The sequence below is a fragment of the Pseudomonas sp. GW456-12-1-14-TSB6 genome, assembly GCF_059424205.1.
Map to the genome: position 1 here is coordinate 112,987 of NZ_JBWKZE010000016.1, position 21,402 is coordinate 134,388.

2 protein-coding genes are annotated in these 21,402 nt (G+C 63.8%); both read left to right on the forward strand.

From position 1 onward, the window contains the following. Positions 1-49: 49 nt before the first annotated feature. Positions 50-13,057 (forward strand): non-ribosomal peptide synthetase, encoded by a 13,008-nt coding sequence (locus AC07Y2_RS16820; RefSeq protein ID WP_103386469.1) that lies wholly within the window; start codon positions 50-52, stop codon positions 13,055-13,057. Next, a complete protein-coding gene (locus AC07Y2_RS16825) occupies positions 13,054-21,354 on the forward strand; it encodes a non-ribosomal peptide synthetase (RefSeq protein ID WP_103386468.1) in 8,301 nt (2,766 codons plus the stop codon). Before AC07Y2_RS16820 ends, AC07Y2_RS16825 begins: the two co-directional genes overlap by 4 nt. Positions 21,355-21,402 lie beyond the last annotated feature (48 nt).

The window sequence follows — 21,402 nt, forward strand, 5'->3', positions numbered from 1 at the left end:
ACTCGCCGCTGCGCGCTCCTTTTTCCCGAATTTACAGCAGGTTACCCCCATGCAATTTCGCGAGCTGATGGCTGTTATTTCCACCCATGCGATCCGCCTTCAACAGGACGATGAAGACCTGGTCATTCTGGGCGATGACGACGCACTGGACGATGCGTTGTGGGACAGCCTCGCCAAACACAAGGCGCAGTTGCTGGAACTGGTGGCGAGCCACGGCGGCGACTGGTCGAGCCCGGCGTTGCGCATCACCCCGGACATGCTGCCGCTGGTGCAACTGGATCAGCCGGCTATCGACCGCATCGTCGCCACCGTGCCGGGCGGCGTGGCGAATGTGCAGGACATCTATCCGCTGGCTCCGCTGCAGGAGGGGCTGCTTTATCACTACCTTTCCGCCCCCGAGGGTGATCCCTATGTGTCGCAGGCGCGGTTCACGTTCGACAGTCGCGAACGGCTGGAGGCATTCACCGAAGCGTTGCGTCGGGTGATCGAGCGCCATGACATTTTGCGCACCTCCATCCTCTGGGAGCATCTGGACGAACCTGTGCAGGTGGTCTGGCGTGAAGCCCCGCTGGTCTGTGAGGAAGTCAATCTGAATGACCGTGAGGATGTACTCGCGCAATTGCTGGCACGCCACGACCCACAATATTTCCGCCTCGACCTGCAACAGGCCCCGTTGCTGCGGCTGGTGTTCGCCGAGGATCCGGTCAACGACCGGGTGGTCGCATTGTTGCTGTTCCATCACATGATCATGGATCACGTCGCGCTCGATGTGGTGCGCCGGGAAATTCAGGCCTACCTGTCCGGCCGCGATGCCGAAGTCGCGAGGGCGGTGCCGTTTCGCGACCACCTGGCGAGGGCACGTCTGGGGTCGGATGAGCAAGCGCATCAAGACTTTTTCCGCGAGATGCTCGGCGAAATCGACGAGCCGACACTGCCCGGTGGCTTGCACGATGTACAAGGTGACGGGCAGGGCATCGAGGAAGTCTCGTGCATGCTCGACAGCGATCTGAGCCAGCGCCTGCGTACCCACGCGCGACAATCGGGGGTGAGCGTGGCGAGCCTGATGCACCTGGCCATGGCGCGGGTGCTGGGTCAGCTGTGCGGGCGCTCGGCGGTGGTGTTCGGCACCGTTCTGTTGGGACGGATGAACGCGGCCGACGGTGTCGAACAGGCCTTGGGGATGTTCATCAATACCTTGCCTTTGCGGGTGGATGTCGGCGCGTCGAGCGTTCATGACGGCGTGCTGGCGACGCACCGGCGCCTGACCGCGCTGCTCGCCCATGAGCAGGCGTCCCTGGCACTGGCCCAGCGTTGCAGCGCCGTGGCGGTACCGACGCCGCTGTTCAGCGCCATGCTCAACTACCGCCACAGCAGTGTGGAGGAAGTCGCCGAAGTGATCGAGCTGTCGCCGGGGGTGCACGTGTTGGGTGCCCGCGAGCGCACCAATTACCCGCTGACCGTCAACATCGATGACCTCGGTCAGGACCTGCGCATCACGGTACTGGCCGATGTGACGCTTGGCGCCTCACGCATCGCCGGTTACCTGCGCACGGCACTGGCAAGTCTCGTCGATGCGTTGCAGAACAACCCGCAAGCCGCATTGCACAGCCTCAACATCCTGCCGCCCGCCGAGCGTGAGCACTGGCTGTATGGCGTCAATTCACCGAAGGCGACGTTTCCCGACACGCCTTTGATCCATCAGCAATTCGAAGCGCATGCGCACACTCGGCCCGAGGCAGTCGCGTTGCTGTTCGAGGGCCGTACTTACAGCTATGGAGCACTCAACCGACAGGCCAACCAGGTGGCCCATCGTTTGCTCGCCCTTGGCATTCGTCCGGATGACCGGGTAGCGATCTGCGTCGAACGCGGCCCGCAAATGATCGTCGGCCTGCTCGGCGTGCTCAAGGCGGGCGCCGGATATGTGCCGATCGATCCGGCTTATCCGCTGGAGCGCATCACCTTCACTTTGCAAGACAGTGCGCCGGTGGCGGTGCTGATGCAGGCCGCGACTCTGGATCGGATTGCCGGGCTATCCGTGCCGCAGATCGACCTCGATAACGACGATTTGCAGACCGAACCTGAATTCAACCCGCAGATCTCGGACTTGAATCCGGCGCATCTGGCCTACGTGATCTACACCTCTGGCTCCACCGGGCTGCCCAAAGGCGTGATGGTCGAGCATCGCAACGTGGCCCGCCTGTTTGGCGCGACCCACGATTGGTTCCGGTTCAATGCGCAAGACGTCTGGGCGTTGTTCCACTCGTTTGCCTTTGACTTCTCGGTCTGGGAAATCTGGGGCGCGCTGGCTTACGGCGGTCAGTTGCTGGTGGTGCCGCAACACATCAGTCGCTCGCCGGACGAGTGTTATGCGTTGCTCTGCCGCACGGGTGTCACCGTACTCAACCAGACGCCGAGCGCTTTCCGCCAGTTGGTCGCCGCCCAGGGCCGCAGCCCGTTGCAGCATTCGCTGCGCGAGGTGATTTTTGGTGGTGAGGCGCTGGAGCCAGGATCACTCAAACCCTGGTACGCGCGGATCGGCAACGCTGGCACCCGGCTGGTGAACATGTACGGCATCACCGAAACCACGGTGCATGTGACCTATCGCCCGCTGGTGGTGGCAGACGCGCAACTGACCGCCAGCAGCCCGATCGGCGTGCGCATTCCCGACCTGCAGCTATACGTCCTCGATGCTCGGCGAGAACCCGTGCCAGCCGGGGTGACCGGTGAGTTGTATGTGGGTGGCTCCGGGGTTGCCCGTGGTTATCTGAACCGTGAGGCGTTGACCGCCGAGCGCTTCATCGCCGACCCGTTCAGCGGGCATGCCGAAGCGCGTTTGTACAAGACCGGCGATCTGGCACGCTGGACGGTGGACGGCGAACTCGAATACCTGGGACGCAACGACGATCAGGTGAAAATCCGTGGTTTTCGTATCGAGCTTGGCGAGATCCAGGCACGTCTTGCCTCCTGCGACGGTGTGCGCGATGCGCTGGTGATCGCCCGCGAGGACAGTCCTGGCGATACGCGTCTGGTGGCCTACTGGCTGGCCGCCGAAGGTGTCGAACCGAGCGTTGCGCAATTGCGCGATCACCTGCTGGCATCGCTGGCCGAGCATATGGTGCCGGGCGCGTTCGTGCGTCTCGATGCCTTCCCGCTGACGGCCAACGGCAAACTCGATCGCCGGGCGTTGCCGCAGCCGGACAACGAAGCCTTCGCCCGGCGGGCGTTTGAAGCACCGCTTGGCGAAATCGAAACCCGCATCGCTGTGATCTGGCAGACCTTGCTCGGATTGGACCGGGTGGGCAGACATGACAATTTCTTCGAACTGGGCGGGCATTCGCTGCTGGCGGTGAAGCTGATCGAGCGCATGCGCCAGCAAAACATGCAGTGCGACGTCCGTGTGCTGTTCGGCCAGCCAAGCGTGGCGGCACTCGCCGCGACGCTGGGAGGGGACGCCACGGTCAGCGTGCCGGCCAACCGCATCGAACCCGGTTGCACCCGCATCACCCCGGACATGCTGCCGCTGGCCACGCTGGATCAAGCGGCCATCGACCGTATCGTCGAGACCGTCGAGGGCGGTATCGACAACGTGCAGGACATCTATGCCCTGGCACCGTTGCAGGCGGGCATCCTCTATCACCATCTGGCCATTGCCGACGGTGACCCGTACGTGCTGCAAGCGCAGTTCGCCTTCGACGGACTGGCGCAGATCAAGGCGTTCGTTCGCGCGTTGAACAGTGTCATCGCCCGGCACGACATCCTGCGTACCAGCGTGGTCAGGGAAAACCTCGACGAGCCAGTGCAAGTGGTGTGGCGTTCGGCGCCGCTGGCACTGGAGCGGGTGGATGCCGATCCGCAGGACGGTGATGTGTTGCAGCAAATGCAGGCGCGCTTCGATCCGCGACACTATCGCCTGGACTTGCAGCGTGCGCCGTTGATGCGCTTCGCCTACACCGAGGACCCTTTGCAAAACCGCTGGGTCGGGATCCTGCTGTTGCACCACATCGTGCTCGATCACACCGCGCTTGAGGTGTTGGTGGCCGAGATGAGCGACGCCCTTGACGGGCAAGTCGGCGTGCTGCCGCCCCCCGTGCAATACCGCAACTATGTCGCTCAGGCCCGTCTCGGTTCGAATGCCGAGGCCCATGAAGCGTTCTTTCGCGAGATGCTCGGCGACATCGTCGAACCGACCCTGGCGTTTGGCTTGCGGGACGTACTCGGCGATGGCACAAACATCGTGGACAGCGAATTGGCACTGGATGAGCATCTTGCCGGGCGCCTGCGCAAACAGGCCCGCACGCTGGGCATCAGTGTTGCGAGTCTGGTGCATCAGGCCTGGGGTCAGGTACTTGCACAGGTCTGCGGGCGCGAGGAAGTGGTATTCGGCACGGTGTTGCTGGGGCGCATGCAGGGTGGCGAGGGCGCCGATCGTTCGTTGGGCATGTTCATCAACACCCTGCCGTTAAGGGTCAATGTAGGGGCCACGGCGGTGGAGGCGGGTGTCAGGGCGACCCACGAGCGTCTGGCGCAACTGCTGGTGCATGAGCAAGCGCCGCTGATGCTGGCTCAACGTTGCAGTGGCGTGACGGGTTCGCAACCGCTGTTCAATACCTTGCTCAACTATCGCCACAGCGCGCAACAGACGGCGACGCCGGGCTGGGAAGGCATCCGGATTCTTGATTCTCGTGAGCGCAGCAACTATCCGCTGGTGGTCAGCGTCGACGACCTTGGACAGGGCTTCCGGCTTTCTGTGCAGGCAGTGCCCGAAGTGGATGGCGCGCGGGTCTGCGATTACCTGCAAACGGCACTGCACAATGTGCTGAGCGCGCTGGAACAGGATCGGCATGCGCCATTGAATCAGGTGTCGATTCTGTCGGCGGCCGAACGCCAGCGCGTGCTGGTCGGTTTCAATGTCACCGGTCGCGACTTTGCCCACGGCCATGTGGTGCACCAATTGTTTGAAGCGCGAGCGGCGACCCAACCTGACGCTGTGGCAGTGGTGCAGGGCGGGCAAAGCCTGAGCTACGACGGGTTGAACCGCCGCGCCAACCGCCTGGCCCATCACCTGATCGGCCTCGGTGTGCAACCGGACGATCGCGTCGCGCTCTGTGTGCAGCGGGGTCCGCAGATGCTGGTCGGGCTGCTGGCGATCCTCAAGGCTGGCGCCGGTTATGTTCCGGTCGATCCGGCACATCCGGCGGAACGGATCGCTTACCTGCTGCAGGACAGCGATCCGGTGGCGGTTCTGGCACAGACGGCCACTCGCGACCTGCTGGGTGCCGTGCCGGTGATCAATCTTGACAGCGACGCCTGGCAGCATCTGCAGGACAGCAATCCACAGTTGCCGGACCTGACCCCCGAGCATCTGGCCTACGTGATCTACACCTCGGGCTCCACCGGCCAGCCAAAAGGCGTGATGGTCGAACACGCGACCCTGGAAAACCTTGTGCACTGGCACGCCGAAGCCTTTGACCTGCAGGCCGGCAGTCACACCGCCAGCGTGGCCGGGTTCGGCTTCGATGCGATGGCCTGGGAAGTCTGGCCGGCGTTGTGCGTCGGCGCGACATTGCACCTGCCTCCGGAATCGGTGAGCAACGAGCACCTGGACGAACTGCTCGACTGGTGGCGAGCGCAGCCGTTGCAGGTGAGTTTCCTGCCAACCCCGGTGGCCGAGTACGCCTTCAGCCGCGAGCTGCAACACCCGACCTTGCGCACTTTGCTGATCGGTGGTGACAAGCTGCGTCAGTTCAATCGAGAACAGAGTTTCGCGGTGATCAACAACTACGGCCCGACCGAGGCTACGGTGGTCGCCACCTCGGGTCCGGTTGAAGTCGGTCAAACGCTGCACATCGGCCGGCCGATGGCCAACGCTCGTATCTATCTGCTCGACGATCAGCAACGGCCAGTGCCAGTAGGTGTGACGGGGGAGTTGTACGTCGCCGGCGCCGGTGTCGCACGGGGTTATCTGAACCGTCCCGATCTGACCGCCGAGCGCTTCCTGAATGACCCGTTCAGCGAAGGACGCATGTACCGCACCGGCGACCTCGCACGCTGGCTGGTAGACGGCAATATCGAGTACCTGGGCCGCAACGACGATCAGGTGAAACTGCGCGGCGTGCGGGTTGAACTGGGGGAAATCGAAGCGGCGCTGGCCAGCCATCCGGCAGTGCAGGACGCAGTAGCGCTGGTGCGCGACGGGCAATTGCTGGTGTGGTTCACCGAGTGTGCGCCGACCGATATCGAAGCCCTGCGCAATCATCTGCAAACTCGTCTACCGCAAGCCCTGATCCCGGCGGCTTACGTGCGCCTCGACGCCTTGCCCCTGACCGCCAACGGCAAACTCGACCGCAAGGCCTTGCCGGAGCCGGATCAAAGCGCCTGGCTCAGCCGCGAATACGAAGCCCCGCAAGGCCCGGTGGAAACCGCGCTGGCGCAGATCTGGGCTGACGTGTTGAAACTGGAGCAGGTCGGACGTCACGACAACTTCTTCGAACTGGGTGGCCACTCGTTGCTGGCCGTGAGTCTGATCGAACGCCTGCGCCAGATCGGCCTCAACACCGACGTGCGCGTGCTGTTCAGCCAGCCGACCCTGGCCTCCCTGGCGGCTGCGGTGGGCTGCGGTCGCGAAATCGAAGTGCCGGCCAATCGCATTTCTGCCGACTGCACCCACATCACCCCGGAGCTGCTGAGTCTGACCGAACTGGATCAGGCCAGCATCGACCGGATCGTGGCCAGCGTGCCGGGCGGCGCCGCCAACGTGCAGGACATTTATCCGCTGGCGCCGTTGCAGGAGGGCATCCTTTATCACCACTTGAGCGCGGAGCAGGGTGACCCGTACCTGCTGCAATCATGCCTGGCCTTTGCCAGCGTCGAGCGCTTGCGCGCTTTTGCCAACGCCTTGCAAAAGGTGATTGCGCGTCACGACATCCTGCGCACCAGTCTGGTGTGGGAAGGATTGCCGAGCCCGCAGCAAGTGGTATGGCGAGAGGCCGAGCTGGCGGTGCAATCGGTCGATTTGAGTCCGCTGGATGGCGATATCCTCCATCAGTTGCGCGCACGGTTCGATGCCCGGGATTATCGCCTCGACCTCGGTCAGGCACCGCTGATCCGTCTGGTATATGCCGAAGATCCGCTGCGTGACCGGGTGGCAGGTGTGCTGTTGTTTCATCACGTCGTGCTGGATCACACCGCACTGGAGGTGGTTCGCCGGGAAATGCAGTTGTATCTGCCGGGGCAGGTTGAGTCTTTGCCGCCTGCCGCGCCCTACCGCAACTACGTACATCAGGCTCGCCAAGGCATCAGCGAGGAAGAACACGAAAGCTTCTTTCGCGAGATGCTCGGTGATATTGACGAGCCGACCCTGCCATTCGGCTTGCAGGACGTACAGGGCGACGGCCGCAACATCGAGGAGCACTCGCTGGCGCTGCCGGTGCAATTGAATCGGCACTTGCGCCGACAGGCGCGGCAATACGGGGTCAGCGTCGCAAGCCTGTTTCATCTCGCCTGGGCGCGGGTGCTGGCGGCGACTTCCGGACGCCGGGACGTGGTGTTCGGCACCGTGCTGCTGGGGCGGATGCAAGGCGGCGAGGGCGCGGATCGGGCTTTGGGGATGTTCATCAACACCTTGCCGTTGCGCGTGGAAGTTGCCGGGCAAAGTGTGAGCGAAGCGGTTCGAACGGTTCATGAGCGGTTGGCGGCTTTACTGGGACATGAGCATGCGTCGCTGGCACTGGCTCAGCGTTGCAGCGCCGTGGCCGCCCCTTTGCCGCTGTTCAGCGCGGTACTCAACTATCGACACAGCGGCCACGACGCTGCGCGACAGACGGTTGACCCGGTCTGGCAAGGCATCGAATTCCTGGCCCAGGACGGGCGCACGAATTATCCGCTGACCTTGAGCATCAACGACCGGGGCGATGGCTTCAATCTGTCGGTGCTGACCCCGGATCATGTGGGGGCGCAGCGGGTCTGCGAGCTGATGCACAGCGCTCTGACGGAGCTGGCGACAGCGTTGGCTGACAACCCCGGACAGGCCTTTGAACGTCTCAACGTCCTGTCAGCGGCGGCGCGCGCGCAGCTGCTTGGCGATTTCAACGCGAGCACGGCGGTTTACCCGTCAGCGCAAGGTGTTCATCGTCTGTTCGAAGCGCAGGTTGCGCGGACGCCGGATGCCGTGGCGGTTCAGGCGGGCACGCAGCGCCTGACGTTCAGGCAATTGAACCAGCGCGCCAATCGCCTGGCCCATCATCTGCAGGGGCTGGGGGTCACTACCGAGACACGAGTGGCGATCTGTCTCAAACGCAGCCCGGACATGCTGGTCGGCTTGCTGGCGATCCTCAAGGCAGGCGCCGCTTATGTACCGGTCGACCCGGCTTATCCGCCCGAGCGAATTGCTTACATGCTGGCCGACAGTGCGCCGAGGGTGGTACTGGTTCGCGATGTAGCTTTGCCGAATCAGGCTGGCGTACCTGTGATTGATCTTGCCCATGAGACCTGGCAAGACCTGTCGGTTGCTGATCCGCAGGTTGCCGAGTTTACGCCGGACGACCTGGCCTACGTGATCTACACCTCAGGCTCCACCGGCCAGCCGAAAGGCGTGATGGTCGAACACGCGACCCTGGAAAACCTTGTGCACTGGCACGCCGAAGCCTTTGACCTGCAGGCTGGCAGCCACACCGCCAGCGTGGCCGGGTTCGGCTTCGATGCGATGGCCTGGGAAGTCTGGCCGGCGTTGTGCGTCGGTGCGACGTTGCATCTGCCGCCGGAATCGGTGAGCAACGAGCATCTGGACGAACTGCTTGACTGGTGGCGGGCGCAGCCGTTGCAGGTCAGCTTCCTGCCAACTCCAGTGGCCGAATATGCGTTCAGCCGCGAACTGCAACATCCGACCCTGCGTACCTTGCTGATTGGTGGCGACAAGCTGCGTCAGTTCAGCCGTGAACAGACCTTCTCGGTGATCAACAACTACGGCCCGACCGAAGCCACGGTGGTCGCGACGTCCGGCCGGGTCGAAGTCGGCCAGCCGCTGCACATCGGTCGGCCGATGGCCAACGCCCGAATCTATCTGCTCGATGACCAGCAACGTCCGGTGCCCGTGGGTGTGACGGGTGAGTTGTACGTCGCCGGCGCTGGCGTGGCGCGCGGTTACCTGAACCGTCCCGATCTGACCGCCGAACGCTTTCTTACTGATCCGTTCAGCGATCAGCCGCAGGCGCGGATGTACCGCACCGGCGACCTCGCACGCTGGCTGGCGGACGGCAACATCGAATACCTGGGCCGCAATGACGATCAGGTGAAACTGCGCGGCGTGCGGGTTGAACTGGGGGAAATCGAAGCCGCCCTGAGCAGCCATCCGGCAGTGCAGGACGCGGTGGCGCTGGTGCGCGACGGCCAGTTGCTGGTGTGGTTCACCGAGTGTGCGCCGACCGACATCGAAGCCCTGCGCAATCATCTGCAAACGCGTCTACCGCAAGCATTGATCCCGGCGGCTTACGTTCGACTCGACACCTTGCCGCTGACCGCCAACGGCAAACTCGACCGCAAGGCCTTGCCGGAGCCGGATCAAAGTGCCTGGCTCAGCCGTGAATACGAAGCCCCGCAAGGCCCGGTGGAAACCGCGCTGGCGCAGATCTGGGCCGATGTCCTGAAGCTGGAAAAAGTCGGTCGCCACGACAACTTCTTCGAACTGGGCGGCCACTCGTTGCTGGCCGTGAGTCTGATCGAACGCCTGCGCCAGATCGGCCTGAACACCGACGTGCGTGTGCTGTTCAGCCAGCCGACCCTGGCAGCCCTGGCCGCAGCAGTGGGCAGCGGTCGTGAGATCGAAGTGCCGGCCAATCGCATTCCTGCCAACTGCACCCACATCACCCCGGAGCTGCTGAGCCTGACCGAACTGGATCAGTCGAGCATCGACCGGATCGTCGCCAGCGTGCCGGGTGGCGCCGCCAACGTGCAGGACATTTATCCGCTGGCGCCGTTGCAGGAGGGCATCCTCTATCATCACTTGAGCGCGGAGCAGGGCGACCCGTACCTGCTCCAATCGCGGCTGGCCTTCGACAGCGTCGAGCGTGTGGAAGCGTTCGCGGCGGCGCTGCGCCAGGTCATTGCCCGTCACGACATCCTGCGCACGGCGGTGATCTGGCAGAAGCTGGCCGAGCCGATGCAAGTGGTCTGGCGTCACGCAGACTTGCCTGCGCAGGAAATAGTGCTCGATCCGGCGGATGGCGACATCCTTGACCAGTTGCACGAGCGTTTCGATGCCCGGCACTACCGGCTCGACATCAGCCAGGCGCCGTTGCTGCGCCTGGTGTATGCCCGTGATCCGGCTCACAACCGGGTGGTCGCGATGTTGCTGTTCCACCATCTTGTGCTCGATCACACCGCGCTGGACGTGGTGCAGCACGAAATGCTCGCCTGCCTGCAAGGGCGCGAAGCCTCGCTGGGCGCGGCGGTGCCTTACCGCAACTACGTGGCACAGGCGCGGCTGGGTGTCAGCGAGCAGGAGCACGAAGCGTTCTTCCACGACATGCTCGGCGACATCGACGAGCCGACCCTGCCGTTCGGTTTGCAGGATGTGCAAGGTGACGGTAGCGATATCGAGGAAACGCGACAGGCCTTGACCGCCGCCACCGGCCAGCGTCTGCGCAGCCTCGCACGGCAACTGGGCATCAGCGTGGCCAGCCTGTTCCACCTCGCGTGGGCACAGGTGCTGGCCGCGACATCCGGGCAGGATCGTGTGGTATTCGGCACGGTGCTGATGGGCCGGATGCAGGGCGGCGAGGGGGCCGACCGGGCGTTGGGGATGTTCATCAACACCTTGCCGCTGCGGGTCGATCTGGGAGCAAACCCGGTGCGTGATGGGGCTCGGGCGACGCATGCGCGGCTCAGTGCGCTGCTCGGTCATGAGCACGCGTCACTGGCGCTGGCCCAGCGTTGCAGTGGCGTCGCCGCGCCGTCACCGCTGTTCAGTTCGATGCTCAACTACCGGCACAGCGCCGACGCGGCGCAACAGCAAAACCGGCGTCAGGCCTGGCAGGGCATCGAGACCCTGAGCAGCGAAGAGCGCACCAACTATCCGCTGAGTCTGGGCGTCGATGATCTGGGCAGCGGGTTCGTGCTCACCGCCATGACCCCGGCGAGCATCGGCTCGCAGCGGATCTGCGACTACATGCAGACCGCGCTGGAGCAACTGGCGGATGCTCTGGAGCAGGCTCCGGATCAGCCGCTGAACCGCTTGCCGATCCTTGACGGCGCAGAACGTCAGCGGGTGCTTTACGACCTTAACGTCACCGGCACCGCCGACGATCTGGAGCAAACCGTTCACGCTATGTTCGAGGCGCAAGTGCAACGCACGCCGCAAGCCATCGCGTTGCAGGCCGGTGAGCAGCGGCTGACCTACGCCGAACTCAACGCACAGGCCAATCGCCTGGCCCATTACCTGTGTGAGCTGGGCGTGGGGCCGGATTCGCGGGTGGCAATCTGCGTCGAGCGCGGGCTGGGGCTGATCGTCGGACTGCTCGGCATTCTCAAGGCGGGTGGTGCCTATGTGCCGCTGGACCCGGCGTACCCGGCGGAACGTCTGGATTACATGCTCAAGGACAGCGCGCCGGTAGCGGTGCTGGTGCATGGGGCGACTCGCGCTTTGCTCGACGAGAGCACCGCGCGGGTGATCGATCTGGATCAGGCGCAACGGACATCCAACCCGGATGACAACCCGCAAGTACCGGGCCTGAGCGCTTCGAACCTGGCTTACGTGATCTACACCTCCGGTTCGACCGGTGCGCCGAAAGGCGTGATGGTCGAGCATCGCGGCGTCGGCAACCTGTTGCACTGGAGTTCGCAGCTGTGTCCCGCCGTGGCCGACGGCGCCCTGTTACAGAAAACCCCGTTCAGTTTCGATGCCTCGGTCTGGGAGCTGTTCTGGCCTCTGAGCGCTGGCCTGCGTCTGGTGCTGGCACGTCCTGACGGACACCGCGAACCGGCGTATCTGGCGCGGGTGATTCGCGAGCAGCGGATCAGCGTGATCCAGTTCGTGCCGGTGTTGTTGCAGCAGTTCCTCGAGCAGGACGACGTCAGCCAGTGCAGCAGCCTCACCGACGTGTTCTGTGGCGGCGGTGACCTGACCCCAGCGCTGGCTCGCCGTGTGCGCGAGCGTTTGCCGCAAGTGCGCTTGCACAACGTCTATGGCCCGACCGAAGCCACGGTCGACAGCACGGTGTGGACGCTGGAACCGTCGATGCCGGTGCCGGACAGTGCTTTGCCGATCGGACGGCCGATCAACAACACCCGTCTATATGTCCTCGATGCCGCTCAGCGGCCGGTGCCGATGGGCGTGATCGGCCAGTTGTACATTGGTGGTGCCGGGGTTGCGCGGGGTTATCTGGGCCTGCCGCAATTGATGGCCGAACGGTTTATCCCGAGCCCGTTCGTGGCCGGCGATCGGCTGTACGCCACGGGCGACCGGGTGCGCTATCGCACCGATGGCCAGCTCGAATTCATCGGGCGCAACGACTTCCAGGTCAAGCTGCGGGGCCTGCGTCTGGAACCGGGTGAGATCGAAGCGCAACTGCTCAGCCATCCAGCCCTGCGCGAAGCCGTGGTGCTGGTGCGTGATGAGCGTCTGGTGGCGTACTTCACCTGGCATGCCGAAGTCGGGCAACCGGGGATCGAGGCGTTGCGCGAACACTTGCTGGCACGCTTGCCCGATTACATGGTGCCGTCGGCGTTTGTAGCGCTCGACAGCCTGCCGCTGAGCCCCAACGGCAAGGTCGATCGCAAGGCGCTGCCTGCACCGGATTCGGCTGCAGTCAGCATTCGCGAATACGAAGCGCCGGTCGGCGAGATGGAAATCCTCCTCGCGGCACTGTGGAGCGAATTGCTCAAAGTCGAGCGCGTCGGGCGACAAGACCATTTCTTTGAGCTGGGTGGGCATTCGTTGCTGGCAGTCAGTCTGATCGGGCGCCTGCAACAGGCAGGTATCGAAGCCGATGTCCGGACGTTGTTCGAGCAACCGACCCTGGCTGGTTACGCAGCCATCACGGAAAGAATGGAGATCGTCCTGTGAACCTGAATGAACTGTTGGCGACGCTGAAGACAAAAGACATCCAGTTGGCAATCACGGACGGGCAATTACGGGTCAATGGCAACAAGCAGGCCCTGAGTGAACCGGCCTTGCTGGCCGCATTGCGCGAGCACAAACCAGCATTGATCGAGCTGATCGAGGCGGGCGGTTACTCGCCCGCACGGGAAGGGCAGGTTGCAGTGCCGGTCAATGGCATTTCACCGGGCACAACACGGGTCACCCCGGCGATGCTGACAATGGTTGACCTGAGCCAGGACACCCTCGATCAAATTGTCGCGCAGATCCCTGGCGGCGGCGCCAATGTCCAGGACATCTATCCACTGACGCCGTTGCAGGAGGGCATCCTCTACCACCACGCGAGCGCTGCACAGGGTGATCCGTATGTGATGCAGGCGAAATTCGCGTTCAGCGGACCCGAGCGGTTCGAGGCATTCGTTCGGGCTCTGCAGACTGTCATCGAGCGCCACGACATTCTGCGCACCGCCATCGTCTGGGAAGGACTGGACACGCCGGTGCAAGTCGTCCTGCGAAGTGTCGAGTTGCCTTTGGAGAACGTGCAGCTTGATGCGGCTGAGGGCGATGTCCTTGAGCAGTTGCATGCGCGATTCGACGCCCGGCATTTCCGTCTCGACGTGACACGTGCGCCGCTATTGCGCCTGGCTCATGCCCGGGATTCAGAGACCGGGCGTATCGTCGCGATGTTGCTGTTTCACCACATGGCGATGGATCACTCGGCGCTCGCGGTGGTCAGCGAGGAAATGCAGGCGTGCCTGTCAGGACAGAGCACCAGACTGGGAGTGCCCGTACCGTTTCGCAATTATGTCGCCCAGGCGCGGCTAGGCATCAGCGAGTCCGAGCACGAGGCGTTTTTCCGCGAGATGCTCGGTGACATCGACGAGCCGACGTTGCCGTTCGGCCTGCAGGGCGTGCATGGCGACGGCAGCGACATCGAAGAGTGCGGTGTGCCACTTGACCCGTTGCTGGGGCAGCGCCTGCGAGCCAGTGCCCGCTCGCTCGGGGTGAGTGTCGCGAGTCTGTTCCATCTCGGCTGGGGGCAGGTCCTGAATGCACTCACCGGCAAGTCCGCCGTTGTGTTCGGTACCGTGCTGATGGGGCGAATGCAAGGGGCGGAGTCGACCGACCGCGCGCTGGGCATTTTCATCAACACCTTGCCGCTCCGGGTCGAGGTCAGCGCGCTGGCAGCGAATGAGTCGGTGAAGGCCACCCATGCACGTCTGACCAGCCTGATGCGCCATGAGCACGCACCGCTGGTGCTGGCCCAACGCTGCAGTGGGGTGGTCGGGTCATCGCCGCTGTTCAGTTCGCTGCTCAACTACCGGCACAGCACCTCAAGTGCCAATGCCAGTGCCGAAGCGCTCTCGGCCTGGGAGGGGATCAGCGTCCTGCATGCGGAGGAACGCACCAATTACCCGCTGACCTTGAGCATCGATGACTTTGGCGATCACTTCAGCCTGACGCTGCTGGCCACCCGTGAAGTCGAAGCGCAGCGGATCTGCGGCTATATGGTGTGTGCCATGGAAAACCTGTTGCAGGCGCTGGAGCACGCGGCGGATACGCCGTTGAGTCAACTGTCGGTGTTGCCCGGCCTGGAGCGCGAACAGTTGTTGACGGGGTTCAACGCCAGCAATGTCGAATACGTTCGCGGACAGACGATTCATCAACGCTTCGAGGCGCAGGTCGTCGCGCGACCGCAAGCGCTGGCGGCGGTGCACCTGGACAAGCAACTGACGTTCCACGAACTGAACCGCCAGGCCAACCTTCTGGCGCATCGCTTGATCGATCTGGGTGTGCAGCCGGATGACCGGGTAGCCATCGTCGCCCGGCGAGGGCTGGATACCCTGGCCGGATTGCTCGCTGTCCTCAAGGCAGGCGCCGGGTATGTGCCGATCGACCCCGCGCATCCGGCCGAACGCTTGAGTTATCTGCTGAGCGATTGCGAGCCAGTGGCGATTCTGACCTCGAGTGACCTGCTCGCACGGCTGCCGGGACAGGAGCTGCCGGTACTCGATCTCGACCCGCGCACCTGGCGCTCAGGCAATGACGCAAACCCAGTGGTAGCAGGTCTGTCCGAGGCGAACCTGGCTTATGTGATCTACACCTCGGGCTCCACCGGTTTGCCCAAGGGGGTGATGGTCGAACACCAGACACTGGCCAATCTGGTCGACTGGCACTGCAACGCCTTTGACCTGCGTGCCGGTCGCCATACGTCGAGTCTGGCCGGGTTCGGCTTCGACGCGATGGCATGGGAAGTCTGGCCAGCTCTGTGCGTCGGCGCGACCCTGCACCTGGCGCCTGCGCAGGACGGCGGCGAAGACGTCGACGGGTTGCTGGCCTGGTGGTGCGCGCAACCGCTGGACGTGAGTTTCCTGCCGACGCCCGTCGCCGAATACGCCTTCAGCCGGCATCTCGAGCACCCGACATTGCGTACCCTGCTGATCGGCGGCGACCGCTTGCGTCAGTTTTCGCGCAATCAGCATTTCGATGTGATCAACAACTATGGCCCGACCGAAGCCACCGTCGTTGCCACATCCGGACGGATCGAGGCGGGGGAGGCGCTGCACATCGGTAAACCGGTGAGCAATACCTCGGTGTATCTGCTCGACGAGCAACAGCGTCCGGTGCCGATCGGGGTGGCCGGCGAGCTGTATATCGGTGGCGCAGGCGTGGCGCGCGGCTATTTGAACCGTGCGCAACTGACCGCTGAACGCTTTCTGCCGGACCCGTTTAGTCAACGCCCGAATGCGCGTCTGTATCGCACCGGCGACCTTGCCCGCTGGCGCCCGGACGGGACAATCGAATACCTGGGGCGCAACGATGACCAGGTGAAAATCCGCGGCATGCGTATAGAACTGGGGGAAATCGAAAGCCGTCTGCACCAGCTTCCCGGCATTCAGGAAGCGGTGCTGCTGGCCCGTGAAGATGAGCCTGGACAACCACGGCTGGTGGCTTATTTCACCGAGCAGGCCCAGGTGCAGCCACTGGCGGTAGCGCAGCTGCGCGAGCATTTGCTGGGCCAGTTGCCCGAGTACATGGTGCCAGTCGCGTTCGTCAGACTCGACAGCCTGCCGCTGACCGCCAATGGCAAACTGGATCGCAAGGCCTTGCCGTTGCCGGAGCGCACGGCGCTGCTCACACGCGAATACGAGGCGCCGCAAGGCGAATTGGAATGCACGCTGGCGCAGATCTGGGCCGAAATTCTGCAGGTTGAACGGATAGGCCGACAGGATCATTTCTTTGAGCTGGGCGGCCATTCGTTGCTGGCCATGCGCATGGTCGCGCAGGTGCGTCAGCGACTGGGCGTGGAGCTTGCGCTCGGCGAGTTGTTCGCCAATGCCGACCTGGCGTCGGTGGCGCAGTCGCTTGCCCGGGCCGGACGCTCGACGCAGCCACCGATCCTGCCGGTGCCACGGGAAGGCGCATTGCCGCTGTCGTTTTCCCAGCAGCGCTTCTGGTTTCTGGCGCAGATGGAAGGTGCCAACACGGCTTACAACATTCCGATCGGTCTGCGTCTGCGCGGTGTGCTCGACGCCGATGCGCTACAGCGGGCGCTGGCCCGGATTGTCGCCCGCCACGAAAGCCTGCGCAGCCGTTTCACGCCGTACAACGGCGAAGCCCAGGTGCTGATTACTCCGCCCGACAGCGGTGTGCTGCTGCGGGTCGAGGACCTGCGCCAGCACCCGCAGGCCGATGAAGCCTTGCAGGCGCTGATTCAGGGGGAAGCTTCCGGCCCGTTCGACTTGCAGGATGATCCGTTGATTCGCGGACGGCTGGTGCGTATGGCGGACGATCACCATGTGTTGCTGATCACCTTGCATCACATCATCTCCGACGGTTGGTCGATGGAGGTGCTGACCCGCGAGCTGATGGCGTTGTATCAGGCTTTCAGTCAGGGGTTGGCGGACCCTTTGCCGCCGCTGGCGTTGCAATACACCGACTATGCCGTCTGGCAGCGACGCTGGCTGAGCGGGGAGGTTTTGCAGCGCCAGAGCGATTATTGGCAACGCACGCTGGCCGATGCGCCAGCCTTGCTGACGTTGCCTGCCGACCGACCGCGACCACCGCAACAGGATTACGCCGGCAGCAGCGTCGAAGTGTGCCTGGACGAGCGCTTGAGCGCCGGCCTCAAAGCCTTGAGCCAGCGCCATGGCGTGACGCTGTACATGACGATGCTGAGCGCGTGGGCGATGCTGCTCAGTCGTTTGGCCGGGCAATCGGACGTGGTGGTCGGTTCGCCGGTGGCCAACCGTTTCCGGGCCGAAATCGACGGACTGATCGGGTTGTTCGTCAATACCCTGGCGTTACGCATTGATACTTCCGGTGAGTTGAGCACCGAAGCGCTGCTGGCGCGGGTCAAGGCGCTGACCCTGCAGGCCCAGGCCCATCAGGACCTGCCCTTCGAGCAAGTGGTGGAAATCGCCCGACCGGCCCGCAGCCTGGCCCACAGCCCGCTGTTCCAGACCATGTTCAACTGGCGCAACAGCGACGGGCCGGTATTGGCGCTGGGGGATCTGACCCTGGAAGCGGTGGCGGAGCCGAGTCACTTCGCCAAGTTCGACCTGACCCTGACCCTGGGTGAATCGCCGAACGGGATAAATGGCTGGATGGAGTACGCCACAGCGCTCTTCGATGAGGCGACGGCACGGCGTTATGTCGGGTATTTCCAGCGCTTGTTGCAGGCCATGGTCAACAACGACCAGGCAGTGCTGGAACACGCGCAGATAATCGAGGATCAGGAACGCACGCAGTTGCTCGACGAATTCAACGCCACCGCGCGGAACAGTCCGCAAGCGCTGACCGTGCACCGTGTATTCGAGATGCAGGCCGCCGAGCATCCGCAGGCCGTTGCCGCGGTGCACGGGACGCAGGTGTTGAGTTACGCAGAACTGAACCGCCGCGCCAACGGCCTGGCTCATCATCTCATCGCTCAAGGTGTGCAGCCTGGCGATCATGTGGCGATTCTGTTGCCACGCTCGCTGGAACTGTTGATCGCGCAGTTGGCGATCATCAAGTGTGCGGCGGCCTATGTGCCGCTGGACATCAACGCACCCGCCGAGCGTCAGGCATTCATGGTGCAGGATTGTCAGGCGGTCGCGCTGTTGACCGGCAGCGATCAGGCCTTCGAGTACCCGGTGCGACGAATGGATCTGGATACCCTGGCGCTTGCCGGGAGTCCTTCGCACAACCCGGATCTGCCTCAGTCCTCGGAGGCGCTGGCGTACATCATGTACACCTCGGGCTCCACGGGCACGCCGAAGGGGGTCATGGTGCCGCATCGCGGCATTACCCGCCTTGTGATCGACTGCGGCTACGCCGATTTCAACCCGAGTGATCGCGTGGCATTCGCTTCGAACCCGGCGTTCGATGCGAGCACCATGGATATCTGGGGCGCTTTGCTCAACGGTGGCCAGGTGGCCGTGATCGATCATGGGATTTTGCTCGACCCACAGGCATTCGGCCGGGAGCTGAGCCGGTGCGGGGCCACGATCCTCTTCGTCACCACCGCATTGTTCAATCAGTATGTGCAATTGATTCCCGAGGTGCTCAAAGGGCTGCGCATCCTGCTGTGCGGTGGGGAGCGTGGCGATCCGGCAGCGTTTCGAAAGCTGCTCGCCGAAGCACCGGACCTGCGCCTGGTGCATTGTTATGGCCCGACCGAAACCACGACGTACGCCACCACCTTCGAAGTGCGTGAGGTGGCGCCGGAGGCGGACAGCGTTTCGATTGGCGGCCCCATCGGCAATACCCGCGTGTATGTGCTGGATAACCGGCAACAACCGGTGCCGTTCGGCGTCACCGGCGAGTTGTACATCGGTGGTCAGGGGGTTGCGCTGGGCTATCTGAATCGGCCTCAACTGAGTGCCGAGAAATTCCTCCGGGATCCGTTCAGCGATAACCCGCAAGCCTTGATGTATCGCACGGGCGACCTGGTCCGCTGGCAGGCGCCGGGGCGACTGGAATGTCTCGGCCGCAATGATGACCAGGTGAAGATCCGCGGCTTCCGGATCGAACTCGGAGAAATCGAAAACCGTCTGTTGAGCTGTCCGGGGGTCAAGGAAGCGGTGGTCGTGGCCCGACGCGACGGCCAGGAGCCAACGCGGCTGGTGGCCTATTACACGGCGCACGATCCTGCATTGCAGAGCGCTACTCTGCGCGCGCTGCTGCAAGCCAGGTTACCGGAGTACATGGTGCCGACCGCCTGGGTGGTGCTGGAGAGCCTGCCGCTGAACAACAACGGCAAGGTCGATCGCAAAGCCTTGCCCGCGCCGACACACCAAGCGCTGGTCATGCGTGACTATCAGGCGCCGGCCAATCCTCTTGAGGAATCACTGGCCGGGCTCTGGGCTGAAGTGTTGCAAGTCGGGCGGGTAGGCCGCCATGACAACTTCTTCGAACTGGGCGGGCATTCGCTGCTGGCGGTGCGGCTCGTCGATCTGATGCAAAAGGCCGACATGCCGGTTTCGTTGGCCGAGCTGTTCCAGCATCCAACTGTCGAGTCTGCTGCCACGCTGTTGTGCCAGCGCGATGACGCTGTGCAACACCATGACGGTGTGGTCGTGGTGCGAGCAAGCGAGCGGGGCACGCCGTTGTTCCTGGTGCATGAGTTCAGTGGTCGGGACCTGTATTTTCCGGCGCTGGGCCTGCATATCGGCGGCGAGTTCCCGATTTACGGCTTGCCGGGTATCGATCCCGGTATGGCGCAACTGCGCACCATGGAATGCCTGGCAACCCGGCTGGTCGAGGTGATCCGCGCCACACAACCCCACGGCCCCTATCGGCTTGCCGGCTGGTCGTTCGGTGGCGTGCTGGCTTATGAAATCGCGGCGCAACTGCTCGGGATGGACGAGTCAGTGGCGTTCGTCGGGCTGATCGACTCCTACGTGCCACGTCTGGCCGATCCGGATAAGGCGCTGTGGAACGATGCACATGTACACAAGCGCCAATTGCTTCTGCATTGCACGGCGCATTGGGCCGGACGCGAGACGCAGGGGCAGCAGGCACTGGCGCGTCTGGCCATGTTGCAGACCGAACTTGAGCAGTGGGCGTTCGCCGATTTGTTCAACCATTGTCACGAACAACAGTTGCTCAGGCCCGAACTGGCGGCTGTCTCGTCGGCGGATGCCTGGCATTACCTCGACCGGGAAGTGGCCCACGGGCATGCGTTGGCGCATTACCGGATCAACCCGATCGGCCTGCCGTTGCATCTGCTGCGTGCCACGGAGCGTTCGGCGCAAATGTCACGACTCAGCGCCACGCGCGGTTGGGCTGAAGAATTGCCAGGTGCCGAGTTGCACTGCATCGACGTACCGGGCGATCACCAGAGCATGATGAAAGCACCGCACGTTCAGGCTCTGGGGCAGGCCCTGACTCAGGCGCTGGAAACGGCAACTGCGCCAGCGCCAACGGCCTATCAGCCGATCCTGACCATTCAGACCGGTCACACCGGACATGCACCGATTTTCTGCGTGCCGGGTGCCGGCGACAGTGTTACCGGGTTCCTCCACCTGACTGAGGCGCTGGGGCCGGAGTGGCCGATTCATGGGCTGCAACCCCGAGGCCTGGACGGCGCGACGGTGCCGCACAGCCGGGTCGAAAGCGCCGCCACGTTCTACCGGCGGGCGCTTGAACAGCTGTATCCGCAAGGACCGGTGCATTTGATCGGGCATTCGTTCGGTGGTTGGGTGGCCTACGCCATGGCGGCGCAGTTGCAGGCGGCGGGGCGCGAAGTGGCATCCCTGACGCTGATCGACAGTGAATCGCCGGGCGGCAACAGTGTGGTGGGCAAGCCTTACACCACGACGGCGGCGCTGTTGCGGCTGATCGAGTCGCTGCAACTGTCCAGCGGCAAGTCTCTGGGCATCGATGCGCTGACGTTCGCCGAAGCCGACGACAGCACGCAAATGCGCCTGCTGCACGAGGGGATGGTGCGCGCGGGTGTGCTGTCGGAACGCGCGTCACTCGATGCGATGCAGGGCCCGGTGCGCACGTTCGCCACCGCACTGCGCACGGTCTATCGGCCGGCGCTGGCCTACACCGGTCCGGTGCGTCTGGCGCTGGTGGACGACCCGACGCTGGACGCCTCGGGCAACCAGCGCGAACAGGCGGCGATGCTCGAAGGCTGGCAGCGTGAGGCCAGGGATCTGGCGGTGTGGTACGGCCCGGGCAACCACTTCACGATCCTCAAGGCGCCCAACGTCTTCAGTCTTGCGGCGTGGTGGCATGACGGGCTGACGGTGGCGGCGGGCCAAGTGTTGTCTTGATTGAAGTTTTTATCCTGGAACCCGGCCGCTGGCCGGGCTCAACCCTGA